Genomic DNA, 13,185 nt, shown 5'->3' with positions numbered 1-13,185 from the left:
CCTATTGTGATGCGCAATTTGTATCAGGTGAGCCGGTGGATGAGGAAGACGTGGGCGGGTTGGGCTTCGGGGCGCAGGGCTACGAAGTTGCTGCGGTCGTGCCAGGTGTAGCTGGTGCCGGTCAGCAGGTCTTCGACGATGAAGTTCTGGTTGTAGGGGATTCCGAGCTGCCGCAGGTCGAGGTCGATCCAGCCGGCCTGCTCGTTGAAGGGGTCGAGGTTGACCGCGACGAGGATCGTGTTCTCGAACCCCGGCGTCGTCTTCGAGTAGCAGAGCAGGTTGGGGTTATCGGCCGGATGGAAGTGCAGGGAGCCGTTCGATTGCAGCGCCGGGTTGGCGCGGCGGATGCGGTTGAGCGTGGTGATGAGCGGCACCAGCGAGCCGGGGACGTTGCGGTCGCGCTGGCGGATCTGGTACTTCTCGCTGTCCATATACTCTTCGGACTCGGTTCTGCCGGGTGCGGGCTTGGCCGGGATGTTCTCGCCCAGTTCGTAGGCCGGGCCATAGATGCCGAAGTTGGCCGTCAGGGTCGCAGCTAGGATGAGGCGCTGCATGAAGGCGGGGCGGCCTCCGTCCTGTAGCGACTTGTGCAGGATGTCCGGCGTGTTGGGCCAGAAGTTCGGCTGGAAGAAGTTGCTCACCGGAGGGCGCGTGATCTCTTCGAGGTAGCTCTCCAGTTCCGGCCTGCTCGTGCGCCAGGTGAAGTAGGTGTAGGACTGGGTGAAGCCGCCCTTGGCCAGTGAGTACATGACATGCGGGCGCGTGAAGGCTTCGGCCAGGAAGATGGTGTCGGGGTACTTCTCGCGCAGCGCGCCGAGGCACCACTCCCAGAAGGGCAGCGCCTTGGTGTGCGGGTTATCGACTCGGAAGACGTGTACGCCGCGCTTGATCCAGAACTCGAAGACCGAGTACAGCTCGTCCCACAGGCCGCGCCAGTCGGGTGACTCGAAGTTCAGCGGGTAGATGTCCTGGTACTTCTTCGGCGGATTCTCGGCGTACTGGATGCTGCCGTCGGGCCGCGTGATGAACCAGCTCGGATGCTCGGTGACCCAGGGGTGGTCGGGCGAGCACTGGAAGGCGATGTCGAGCGCCAATTCAAGATGGTGAGACGTAGCTGCGGCCACCAGATGGTCGAAGTCGGCGAGGGTGCCGAGCGCCGGATGGATGGATTTGTGGCCGCCGTTATCGTCCTTCTGCTTGGTGGCGACGGACTTGTCTCCGATAGCCCACGGGCTGCCGAGGTCTCCGGGTTGGGCGGTGGTGGAGTTGTTCGGACCCTTGCGGAAGGCGTTGCCGATGGGATGAATCGGTGGCATGTACAGGATGTCGAAGCCCATCGCGGCGATCTCGGGGAGTTGTTTCTCCACGTCGGCAAACGTGCCATGCTGGCCCGGAACCGGAGACATGGAGCGCGGAAACAGCTCGTACCACGCGGAGAAGCGGGCGCGCTCGCGGTTGACCCAGAGCGTCAACTCCGGCTCGTAGCGAGTGGCGTTGCTCAGGTCCGGATAACGCGCCATCAGGGCGTGCTGGCTGTCGCTCAACGGATATTCATAGAACGCGGCGTTCTTGTCGGCCAGCGCGGTGAGTGTGTCCGCCAGTTTCTGAAGCTGTTTGGCATCGGCACTGCGTGCGCGTCCGGCTGCTTCCTTCACCAGGATCGCGCCCGAGCGTAGCGCCAGCGGGATATCCTGCGGCACGGCGTTGGGATCGGGGTGCTGCGGATCGGGCTGCGCGGCCAGACGCTTCTTCAGGTCGCTGGCCCAGGTGTCGAAGTGATCGATCCAGCCCTGCACGGTAAACGTCCACATCCCCGGCTGGTCCACGGGGAACGATGCCGTCCACAGATCGTTGCCTAGTGCGGTCATAGGCACCGTGCGCCACTTCTTCTCGGAGCTGCGGCGATACTCGAGCCGCGCAGCCACGTGATCGTGGCCATCGGCGAAGATGGCTGCGGTGACGACGACCTGGTCGCCGACGATGCGGCAGGCGGGGTAGCGGCCGCCATCTACCTGGGGTGTGATCTCTTCGATGACAACGCGATTACGACCATGAGAAGGCTTCATGACATCCATCTTTCAGTTGCAAACTTCGCTTGGGTGGAGACTCGGGGCAGAGGGGTGAGCGCCATAGTGAGAGAGATGCAGAGAATCGCAGCCGGGGTTACTTGCAGCAGCAAAAGGGCCGACAGCGCCCTTCGATGAGTCTAACTAATTCTGGGTTTGTGAACGGAACGAGAACAGGAAGCATCAGAACTGAGACGGAGGATTGCGTGCCTGAGAAGAAGCCGGTGAAGAAGGTAGAGAAGAAGCCCGAGAAGGATACGGCGAAGGAAAAGAAGCTCCCGCTGCATGGATCGCGCATCGAGGACTACGCGTTGATCGGCGACTGCGAGACGGCAGCTTTGGTCTCGCGCAACGGCTCCATCGACTGGCTCTGCTGGCCGTCGTTCTCGAGCGGAGCCTGCTTTACTGCGCTGCTCGGCACCGCCGATCATGGTTTCTGGAAGATCGCCCCCGAGGGCAAGGTACGCGAGTGTCGCCGCCAGTATGCAGGCCAGACCCTGATCCTTGAGAGCACCTTCGTTACCGCGGGCGGCGAGGTCCGCATCACCGACTTTATGCCGCCGCGGAGCAAGTGCTCGAGCATCGTGCGCATCGTTGAAGGCATACGCGGCCGCGTGAAGATGCGCATGGACCTCGCCATCCGCTTCGACTACGGGCGCACAATCCCCTGGGTGACGAGCATCGAAGGCGGAGTGCGCGCCATCGCCGGACCGGACATGGTGGTGCTGCGCTGCGGCACGCGGATCAAGGGCGAGGGCATGACCACGGTGAGCGAGTTCACCGTGAAGCCCGGCCACTCCGAGTCCTTCATCCTGACCTATGCGTCCTCGCAGGACAATCAAGGCCACGACTCGCCCATGCCCGAGATCTTCAAGGCTAAGGACGCGCTGGCCGACACCACGCTCTTCTGGCAGGAGTGGCGCGGCCGCAATACCTATCGCGGGCCTTATGAGGAGGACGTCGCGCGTTCGCTGATGATGCTGAAGGCCATGACCTATCGGCCCTCGGGCGGCATCGTCGCGGCGGTCACGGCGGGCCTGCCGGAGAAGATCGGCGGCGCGCGCAACTGGGACTATCGCTACTGCTGGCCGCGCGATACAGCCTTTACGCTGATGACGCTGCTACGCGCCGGCTACCAGGAAGAAGCTGCGGCCTGGCGGCGCTGGCTGCTGCGCACGGTGGCCGGAGCGCCGGACCAGATGCAGACCATCTACGGCATCAACGGCGAGCGCCAACTGGTGGAGTGGGAGGCCGACTGGCTGCCGGGCTATGAAGGCTCGCGGCCGGTGCGTATCGGCAACGCCGCTGCCAACCAGTTTCAGCTCGATGTTTTCGGGGAGGTCGCCTCGGCGCTGGAGCAGATGCCGCTTGCTGAGGATGGTATACGAGTTTCTTCTACTGCTCTGCAAGCTAATATCATCGACCATCTTTGCAGGGTTTGGGTGGAGCCGGACGAGGGCATCTGGGAGACGCGCGGAGGCCGCAAGCACTTCGTCCACTCCAAGGTGATGGCCTGGGTCGCACTCGACCGCGCCATCAAAAACTATGAGCGCTACGATGGCGGCGGCGATATCAAACGCTGGCGCAAGAATCGCGACATGCTGCATAAGCAGATTCTTGAGAAGGGCTTCAATAAGAAGCTCAACAGCTTCACGCAAAGCTATGGCTCGAAGGAGCTTGACGCTTCTTGTCTGCGGATCGGGCTGGTGGGCTTTCTGCCGATGGACGATCCGCGCATCGTCGGCACCATCGAGGCCATTGAGAAGCACCTGATGCGCGACGGCTTTGTGCTGCGCTACAACACGCACACCTCGAAGGATGGACTGCCGCCGGGCGAGGGAGTTTTTCTGGCGTGCAGCTTCTGGATGGTGACCTGCCTCTGGCTGATAGGCCGCAAGGAGGACGCGACGCGGCTCTTTGAAAAGCTGCTGGCGCTGCGCAACGATGTGGGCCTGCTCAGCGAGGAGTACGACGTTCCAGGTAAGCGCATGGTTGGCAACTTTCCCCAGGCCCTATCGCACCTCACAATGGTCTATGCGGCGCTTACCATCGCTGGAGTATGGAAGCCCGGCCCGAACACGGAGGATAGATAACAGCAGGCGGACGGCAAGGAATGGACTTATCTCGTGCGGCCTCTGCGGGCCGTGCCGAGGTGCAACCTCACCCGTTGCCCGCGCAACTAAACAGGGACTGAGCTACTCTGTCCCCGGGTTCGCGCCCGGCCCCTTGTGCCTTGCACCTCGTGTGTCGATTGGACCTTATGATTCGTGTGCCCAGCTCGACCTATCGCCTGCAGTTGCATCGCGACTTCACCTTCGACGATGCGGCGGCGGTGGCGGAGTACCTGTGGGACCTCGGGGTCTCGCATGTCTATAGCTCGCCCTATCTGCAAGCAGCGCCGGGCAGTATGCACGGCTATGATGTCGTGGATCATCAGCGCGTGAACGCAGAGCTGGGCGGCGAGATCGCGCATCAGCGTTTTGTGCAGGCCTTCAGCGAAAGGGGGATGGGGCAGGTGCTCGATATCGTGCCCAACCACATGGCGCTGGGCCGCGAGAACCGCTACTGGTGGGACGTGCTCGAGAACGGCAGCTCCAGCCGCTATGCGTCTTTCTTCGACATCGACTGGCAGCCGCAGGAGGAGCGTCTGCGCAACAAGGTGCTGGTGCCGGTGCTGGCCGATCAGTACGGCCGCGTGCTGGAGCAGGGAGGCATCAAGGCCGCGCGCTCCGGCGGCGCGTTTCTGGTCGAGTGCGCGGGGCAGACGCTGCCCATCAATCCTTCGTCATTTCCTGTTTTTTTGAATCGCGCTGCTGACTACTCGCGTTCGGACACGCTCAGTTTTCTTTCCGCATCTTTCAGTCGTCTGCCGGTGCCTGACTACGGTGATCGCCGCGCCGTGCTGGTGCGGCATCGCGATAAGGGTGTTCTGCTCAAGCTGCTTGAGCGGCTCTGCTCTGAGGAGGTAAGCGTCTGCAAGGCCATCGACCATGCGCTGCGCGAGCTGAACAAGAATCTTGACGCGCTCGACGATTTTCTGAATCAGCAGAACTATCGGCTTGCATATTGGAAGACCGCCGATCAGCAGCTTGGCTATCGCCGCTTCTTCGACGTCAACAATCTCATCGGTCTGCGCATGGAGCGCGAGCACGTCTTTGAAGAGACTCATGCTCTTGTGCTCGATTGGCTTCGGCGTGGCGTGCTCGATGGCGTGCGCGTCGATCATCCCGATGGCCTGCGCGATCCGCTCGAGTACTTCAAGCGTCTGCGCGAGGCCGCACCCGAGGCCTGGATCATCGGCGAGAAGATCCTTGAGCCTGGCGAGTTCATGCGGCAGGAGTGGCCCATCGAAGGCACCACTGGCTACGACTTCCTCAACGTCGTGGGTGGCTTGCTGCTGCACCAGACGGGACTTGAAGAGCTGACGCGCATCTACGCCGAGTTCACCGGCCAGCCAACCGACTTCCATGCAATAGCCCGCGAGAAGAAGATCAACGTGGAGCAGGAGGCGCTGGGCAGCGACGTCAATCGCCTGACCTCGCTCTTCGTCGAGATATGCGAGAGCAACCGCAATCAGCGCGATTACACGCGTGCCGAGATGCGCCGCGCCATTCGCGAGATTGGGGCCTGCTTCTCCATCTACCGCACGTACGTGGTGCCGCAGCGCGAAGAGATTACCGATGAGGATCGCTGTTACATCACACAGGCCATCGACTGCGCCAAGGAACGCCGCACCGATATTGATGACGGCCTCTTCGACTTCATGCACGATGTGCTGACGCTGCAAGTGCGTGGCCGTCTGGAGAGCGAGTTCGTGCTGCGCTTCCAGCAGTTCACCTCGCCGGTGATGGCGAAGGGGGTTGAGGACACGGCTTTCTACTGCTTCAACCGGCTGACGTCGGTGTGCGAAGTCGGCGGCGATCCGGCGCGCGGCGGTCTTAGCGTGGAGGAGTTTCACGCCTTCCAGCAGAAGATGCAGGAGACGCATCCGCGCACGATGACGACGCTCTCCACGCATGACACCAAGCGCAGCGACGATGTGCGTGCGCGGCTGGCTGTGCTCACCGAGATCCCCGCCGAGTTTGGTGAGGCTGTCGTGCGCTGGGCGGGGCGCAACGCGGGCTATCGTAGCGGCGATGTGCTCGACCGCAACACCGAGTACTTCTACTACCAGACGCTGATCGGCGCGTGGCCGCTGGACGCGGAGCGAGCTAAGGCTTACATGATGAAGGCCATGCGCGAGGCCAAGCAGCAGACATCGTGGGTTGCGAACAACAAGGCCTACGAGGATGCGCTGAACAGCTTCATCGAGCAGACGCTCGCCGATGAGAAGTTCTGCGCAGAGGTGGAGCGTTTCGTGCAGCGCATCCTTGTGGCGGGCCGCATCAACTCGCTGACGCAGACGCTGCTCAAGCACACAGCGCCCGGAGTGCCCGATCTCTACCAAGGCGCGGAGCTGTGGGATCTCTCGCTGGTAGATCCGGACAATCGCCGTCCTGTGGACTACGAGGAACGCCGCCGTGTGCTTGCGGAGTTGAAGCATCTGAAGCCCGCCGAGGTGCTGACCCGGATGGATGAGGGGATGCCGAAGATGTTCGTGATTCACCATGCGCTGTGGCTGCGCAGGCAGCATCCGGAGTGGTTCGGCGAAGGTGCTGAATATGTGCCTGTAACGGTTACAGGTTCAAAACAGCCTCATGTCATTGCCTATCTTCGCGCCGATGCCGTCCTCACGGTTGCTCCGCGGCTGACCACTACGCTTGCGGGCAAGTGGGAGAAGACTGCTGTCTCTATACCCAAGGGCAAATGGAGAAATCGGTTGACTGAAGCGGTCTTTCACGGCGGCGTGGTTCCGGTCGAAGATCTATTGAAGGAGTTTCCCGTGGCTCTTCTCACGCGGGAGGGAGCATAGTCATGCACGAGTTTACGGTCTGGGCTCCGCGAGTGAAGAAGCTTGCGGTCAAGCTCGGCGAAGATGCGGTTGTCATGATTGGCCCGGATGAGCGGGGTTGGTGGAGAGCCACAGCGAAGGCCGGTCCCGGCAGCGGCTATGCCTTTCTCGTCGATGACGACCCGACGCCTTATCCTGATCCGCGCAGCCTACGCCAGCGCCGCGGTGTGCATGGCCCATCGATGCTCTATGACCAAGGCGCATACCCGTGGAAGCATCCCAATTGGCAGGGACCGCCGCTCGGCAGTTCCGTTCTCTATGAGCTGCACCTCGGCACCTTCACGTCCGAAGGCACCTTCGACGCGGCTATAGGAAAGCTCGATTATCTCCGCGATCTCGGTATCACGCACGTCGAGATCATGCCTGTGGCCTCCTTCGCGGGCGATCGCGGCTGGGGCTACGACGGCGTTGCGATCTTCGCGGTTCACGAGGCTTATGGCGGGCCTGATGGTCTTAAGCGATTTGTGGATGCCTGCCACGATCGCGACCTCGGCGTCATCCTCGACGTGGTCTACAACCACTTCGGCCCGGTCGGAAACTACACCGGCAAGTTCGGCCATTACACCACCGGCAGGCACCACACTCCGTGGGGAGATGCCATCAACTTCGAGGACACAGGCTCGGACGAGGTGCGGCGCTTCTTCATCGACAACGCGCTGATGTGGCTGCGTGACTTCCACATCGACGGCCTGCGGCTGGATGCCGTGCACGAGTTCGTGGACCGCAGCGCGGTTCACTTCATGGAGCAGCTCTCGGCCGAGGTCGAAGCGCTCTCCACCACGCTGGGCCGACACCTGATTCTCATTGCCGAGAGCGACCTGAACGATCCCCGGATCGTCCGTCCGCGCGAGGCCGGTGGCTACGGCATGGACGCGCAGTGGAGTGACGACTTTCACCACGCGCTCTTCAGTCTGTTGCACGTGAACACCAAGGGACAGGGCTACTACGACGACTTCGGCGCGGTCGAGCACCTGGCCAAGAGCCTGAAGGAGGTCTTCGTCTACGACGGCATCTACTCGGGCTATCGCGGGCGCAGGCACGGCCGTCCCGTGGACGGACTCTCCGCGCATCGGTTCCTCGGTTACATCCAGAATCACGATCAGGTGGGCAACCGCGCCACCGGCGACCGGCTTGGCCACATCGTCGGCCTGGAACGGGCGATGGCGGCGGCGGGTCTGGTCCTCACCGCGCCCTTCGTTCCCATGATCTTCATGGGCGAGGAGTTCGCCGCCTCCACCCCCTTCCTCTACTTTGCCGACCATGACGACCCCGAGATGGCTCGTCTGGTCTCGGCGGGGCGCAAGCGCGAGTTCGCCGCCTTCGGCTGGGACGAGGACCAGATCCCCGACCCGGAGAAGCCCGCTACCTTCACCGACTCCAAGCTCAACTGGAACGAGGTAGGGCAGGGCGAGCACCGGCAGATGCTGGAGTGGTTCCGCATGTTGGTCCATATCCGCCGGTCTTCACCCTCTCTGAACGACGGCGACCGAGGCCATCTCCACGTCACCTTCGACGAGAAAAAACGCTGGCTCCGGATGGATCGAGGGTTGGTCACGGCCATCTGTAATCTAGGCGACGAAGCGATTCTCTTGCCGTGCGGCGAGACATTCCGGCTCCTACTCACGTCGAAAGAAGCGACGGAGTTTGTGGGGGGCAGCGTCACGGTTCCGCCCTCCGGCTTCGTGCTTCTTTCGGCGGAGGAAGCTTAAGGGAAGGTTAAGAGTATTTGCCAACACGAATCCAGTAAATACTTCTATTGAAAGGGAAACTTTTTCCAATATCGACCGTATTCTTTACAGACCCTTCATAGCTTTGAGCCGATAGCAAAGGCTGTTGAGCCAAAGTCGCCGATCTGTGTTGTGGAAGATGCAGTTGGACCCGGACTGCGGATCTATTTTTACGGATCATTTGAGAGAAAAATGTTTAGTTTGATGACAAACCGGAAGATGACAGGCCAGCCTGTATGCCAGCCCAGAGTGGGGGTTCAGGGAGCAGGCTTTCTGGCTATGGCCGCGTTTGCCATTGTCGTTTCCTGTGTATCGGTTGTGCCCTACGGTTTAGCCCAGGCTCCCGCGGCACCGGCAGCCGCTGCTGCCTCCGCGCGCCAGCTTGGAACCGTGACCGCGATCGCCGGGTCCGTTCTGACCCTTTCGACTGACACCGGCAAGACTATGACCGTTACCGTCGCGGATGGAGCCAAGGTGCTGCAGCTCGCCCCCGGCAGCACCGACCTGAAGACGGCCACGCCCGTCGTGCTGACCGATATCGCGGTGGGCGACCGCGTCCTGGCCGCCGGTAAGCCCGGCGACACCAGCGACACCCTGACCGCCACCCGCGTCGTCCTGATGAAGTCCACCGCCATCGCCGAGAAGCACGCCAGCGAGCAGGACGAGTGGAAGCGGCAGGGGATGAGCGGCATCGTCAGCGCCATCGCGCCTGACAGCGGCGGCGCGGCTATTACGGTCACGGCTGGACCTCGCAAGGTCATCGTCCAGGCTACCTCTACGACCACCTTCCGCCGCTACGCCGGTGACTCGGTCAAGTTCAACGATGCGAGGCCCAGCACGCTCGACCAGATCCACGTCGGCGACCAGCTCTCGGTGCGCGGTCCTAAATCGGAGGACGGCACCTCGCTGAGCGCTATCGAGATCGTCAGCGGCTCCTTCCGCAACCTCTCCGGAATCATCACCGCCATTGATGCCGGTTCCGGCTCCATCACCCTGAAGGACCTGGCCACCAAGCAGACCGTTAAGGTCTCGGTGACTACCAACTCCGATCTTCGCGCGCTGCCTGCCGAGGTTGCCGCGAGGTTTGCCGCCCGGGCCAAGGGCGAGACGCCTGCTGCGGCTGCCCCGGCCTCTGCTTCAGGCTCCGATGCTCCCGGTCCCCGCCGCTCTGCCGGTGGAGACCTCTCTCAGATGCTTGCCCGCCTCCCAGCCCAGACCCTCGCCGGCCTCAAGTCCGGCGACGCGGTCATGATCGTCGCCTCTGCCAGCCAGACCGGAACTTTTACCGCGGTCACCCTGCTCAGCGGCGTCGAACCCATCCTCTCTGCAACCCCCAGCGGAGCCGCACCCATGACGCTCTCTCCGTGGAGCGTTGGCGGTGGCAGCCCCGAGGGCGGCGGTCTGTAAGTTTGATGTAGATCTTCACTGTAGCTTCAGGAGCGTGCTCCGGGTTTCCGAGAGCTACGCCTGTAGTGCGCCTTACCTGCCCCGACGACGGGCCTGATTGTTTTCATTGCAGATTTTTTTTGGAGATTCAGAGTAATGATGCTTCTTCGCATGACCAAAGTGTTGTTTTTAGGCTTATTCTGCCTGCTGCTTCTGAACCCTAGCCTCGTATTGGCCCAGGGAGCCTCCGCCACCGTCAGCGGCACCGTCGTCGACCCGGATAGCGACCTCGTCCCCGGAGCCACCATCACCCTCAGCCTGCCCGGCGGCAAGCCGGCGGCCGTGGTCAAGTCGGGCAGCGACGGCACCTACAGCACCAAGGTCGCGCCGGGTACCTACTCGTTCACCGTCGTCATGCAGGGCTTCTCGCCCTTTATACGGCAGGCCGTCAAGCTCACCGCCGGACAGGCCCTGACCCTCAACGCCAAGATGGCGCTCGAGAACGAAGTCCAGCAGGTCCAGGTGACCGCCAGCGACAACACCGTCAGCGTCGATGCCGATTCGAACGCCAGCGCCACGGTGCTCAAGGGCGACGACCTGGAAGCCCTCTCGGACGACCCTGACGAGCTTTCGAGCGAGCTTTCGGCGCTCGCCGGGCCCGCCGTGGGACCGAACGGCGGCCAGATCTACATTGACGGCTTCACCGGCGGCCAGCTTCCGCCCAAGTCGTCCATCCGCGAGATCCGCATCAATCAGAACCCCTTCTCCGCGCAGTACGACCGCCTGGGCTACGGCCGCGTCGAGGTCTTCACCAAGCCGGGAACGGACAAGTTCCACGGCAACTTCCAGTTGAACGGCTACGACAACAACTTCAACACCGGCAACCCGCTGCTGGGGCCTGACGCGGTCATTCCGCCGTATCACACGCTCTTCTTCTTCGGAAACGTGACCGGCCCGCTGAACCACTGGGCCTCGTTCACGCTGGGCGGCTCGCGCCGCACCATCCAGGACAACACCGTCATCAACCCGACGGCGCTCTACTCGCAGATCGCCAGCCCCGGCACGGTCTGCCTGCCCACAGACCCCTCCGCGAACTGCGCCATCACCAACAGCTTTACCCAGGCGCTGCTTGTACCTCAACTTCGTTGGGATATTACGCCCCGCATCGACCTGGCGCTCGGCGAGAAGAACACCCTGACCACGCGCTTCCAGTACACCTCGAACCACATCCCCAACCAGGGCCCCGGCTCGGGCGACCTCGCCTCCGTCGCTACCACCAGCGACAGCTCCGAGGTAACGCTGCAGATGAGCGATACCCAGATCGTCAGTCAGCGCATCATCAACGAGACCCGCTTCGAGTACCAGCGCACCCCTTCCACGCAGACCCCGTTCAGCACAGACCCCAGCCTCAATGTGGCGGGTGCGTTCGAGGGCGGCGGCGCGACCACCGGCCTCTCCAGCGTTCTGGACCAGCACATCGAGGTACAGAACTACACCTCCATCCAGCTTAAGAAGAACTTCATCCGTTTCGGCGGACGTTTGCGCACCACCGGTGAGACCAATACCTCTACCTCTGGCGTAAACGGAACGTTCTCCTACGCGAGTATTGACGCCTATACAAAAAACACGCCCAACCAGTACACAGTCACCCAGATCACCACGCCGACCATCCAGCTACGCACGACAGATCTGGGCCTCTACGCCGAGGACGACTGGAAGCTCAAGCCGAATCTCACCATCAGCTACGGCATCCGCTACGAAACCCAGAATTACATCCCCGACCACAAGGACTTCGCTCCGCGCGTCTCCTTCGCCTATGGCCTGGGCAAGGGTACTTCGCCCAAGACGGTCCTGCGCGGCGGCTTCGGCATCTTCTATGACCGTTTTATGATTTCCAACCAGGCGTCTCTCATCCGCCAGCCTACGATCACGCAATACGTAATCCAGGGGGATGTGCTGACCTCGGCCTGTACCCCGGCCAATCCAGTGGCCTGTCCTATTGGCGGCCAGACCACCAGCTATCAGCTATCGAAGAGCATGCATGCGCCGTACACCATGCAGACCGCTATCGGCGTCGATCAGCAGATCATGGGGGGGGCGACGGTCTCGGTCAACTACCTAAACGCGCGCGGCGTTCATCAGTTCAACAGCGAGAACACGACCTTCGTCCAGAACGGCGGGCCTACTCTTACCGGTCCCATCCAGTACCAGTACCAGTCCGAGGGTGCCTTCCGCCAGAACCAGTTGATCGTGAATGTGAACTACCGGCCCAACCGGAACTTCTCGCTCTTTGGCTTCTATAGCCTCAGCTTCGCCAACGCCAACACGGGCGGCATCTCCTCCTTCGCCACGCACCCCGGCGACCTGGGAGCCGATTACGGACGCGCCGCTTACGATGTGCGCAACCGTCTCTTCGTGGCCGGAAACCTTGCGTTCAAATACGGTATCGCGGCGTCACCCTTCATGGTGGCGAACTCGGGAACGCCCTTCAACCTGACGACCGGCACCGATAACAACCTCGACAGCGTCATCAACGACCGAGTGGCTTTTGCCGCTGCCGGAACCCCCGGCTCGAAGACGATCCCCGGCTGCGGCACTTTCATCGCGCCGACCGGCACGAACTATACCGAGGTCGGTCCCAACCTCTGCTCCGGCCCGGCCAACTTCACCATGAATCTGCGTCTGACCAAGACCTTCGGCTTCGGCCCTCGCACCGGTCCTCCGCAAGGGAGTGGCGGTGGCGGCGGCGGACGCCGTGCCGGGATGATGCAGGGCGGTCCCCGTGGCGGCGGCGGACGTGGTCCGGGCGGCCCCGGCGGCGGCGGTGGAACCAACACCGGACGACGCTACAACCTGACCATCGGGGCACAGGGATCGAACATCTTCAACGTTGTCGATCGAGGCTCGTCGGTGGGAGCCTTCACGTCGCCCAAGTTCGGCGTGGCCAACCAGCTTGCGGGCAACATCTTCACCACGAACTCGGCGGTACGCCGCGTCCTGCTGCAGGCCTCCTTTACGTTCTAGCGAACTACGTAAAAAAGCTCCCTCGAAGATT

General features: G+C 62.3%; 6 protein-coding genes. 5 read left to right on the top strand and 1 reads right to left on the bottom strand.

Annotated elements, in window-relative coordinates; all coding sequences use genetic code 11:
- Window positions 1–23: 23 nt before the first annotated feature.
- On the bottom strand, window positions 24–2,066 hold the full coding sequence (locus tag FTO74_RS13675; protein WP_162538643.1) for an alpha-1,4-glucan--maltose-1-phosphate maltosyltransferase: 2,043 nt from the start codon (window positions 2,064–2,066) through the stop codon (window positions 24–26).
- 206 nt (window positions 2,067–2,272) lie between these two features.
- On the opposite strand from FTO74_RS13675, the gene FTO74_RS13670 reads away from it, so the two are divergent.
- From FTO74_RS13670 to FTO74_RS13650, 5 genes are all read left to right on the top strand, one after another.
- Window positions 2,273–4,159 carry a glycoside hydrolase family 15 protein gene (locus tag FTO74_RS13670; RefSeq protein ID WP_255462270.1) on the top strand — a complete coding sequence of 629 codons (1,887 nt, stop codon included), beginning with the start codon at window positions 2,273–2,275 and terminating at the stop codon, window positions 4,157–4,159.
- 167 nt (window positions 4,160–4,326) lie between these two features.
- A complete protein-coding gene (gene treY / locus FTO74_RS13665; RefSeq protein ID WP_162538641.1) occupies window positions 4,327–6,978 on the top strand; it encodes a malto-oligosyltrehalose synthase in 2,652 nt (883 codons plus the stop codon).
- A gap of 2 nt (window positions 6,979–6,980) precedes the next feature.
- On the top strand, window positions 6,981–8,726 hold the full coding sequence (gene treZ, locus FTO74_RS13660) for a malto-oligosyltrehalose trehalohydrolase (RefSeq protein ID WP_162538640.1): 1,746 nt from the start codon (window positions 6,981–6,983) through the stop codon (window positions 8,724–8,726).
- A gap of 297 nt (window positions 8,727–9,023) precedes the next feature.
- Window positions 9,024–10,151 (top strand): DUF5666 domain-containing protein, encoded by a 1,128-nt coding sequence (locus tag FTO74_RS13655; protein ID WP_255462269.1) that lies wholly within the window; start codon window positions 9,024–9,026, stop codon window positions 10,149–10,151.
- 135 nt (window positions 10,152–10,286) lie between these two features.
- A complete protein-coding gene (locus tag FTO74_RS13650; protein WP_162538639.1) occupies window positions 10,287–13,154 on the top strand; it encodes a TonB-dependent receptor in 2,868 nt (955 codons plus the stop codon).
- Window positions 13,155–13,185: the final 31 nt, after the last annotated feature.

This window comes from Granulicella sp. WH15 (genome assembly GCF_009914315.1).
Lineage (GTDB): Bacteria > Acidobacteriota > Terriglobia > Terriglobales > Acidobacteriaceae > Edaphobacter.
Note: the sequence above shows the minus strand (reverse complement) of the source record. Positions and strands in the feature narration are given on the sequence as shown.

Excerpts from the sequence above, each read along its gene's own strand:
- FTO74_RS13675 (WP_162538643.1), bottom strand. The coding sequence starts at position 2,066 with ATGAAGCCTTCTCATGGTCGTAATCGCGTTGTCATCGAAGAGATCACA.
- FTO74_RS13655 (WP_255462269.1), top strand. The coding sequence starts at position 9,024 with ATGGCCGCGTTTGCCATTGTCGTTTCCTGTGTATCGGTTGTGCCCTAC.
- treZ (WP_162538640.1), top strand. The coding sequence starts at position 6,981 with ATGCACGAGTTTACGGTCTGGGCTCCGCGAGTGAAGAAGCTTGCGGTC.
- treY (WP_162538641.1), top strand. The coding sequence starts at position 4,327 with ATGATTCGTGTGCCCAGCTCGACCTATCGCCTGCAGTTGCATCGCGAC.
- FTO74_RS13650 (WP_162538639.1), top strand. The coding sequence starts at position 10,287 with ATGATGCTTCTTCGCATGACCAAAGTGTTGTTTTTAGGCTTATTCTGC.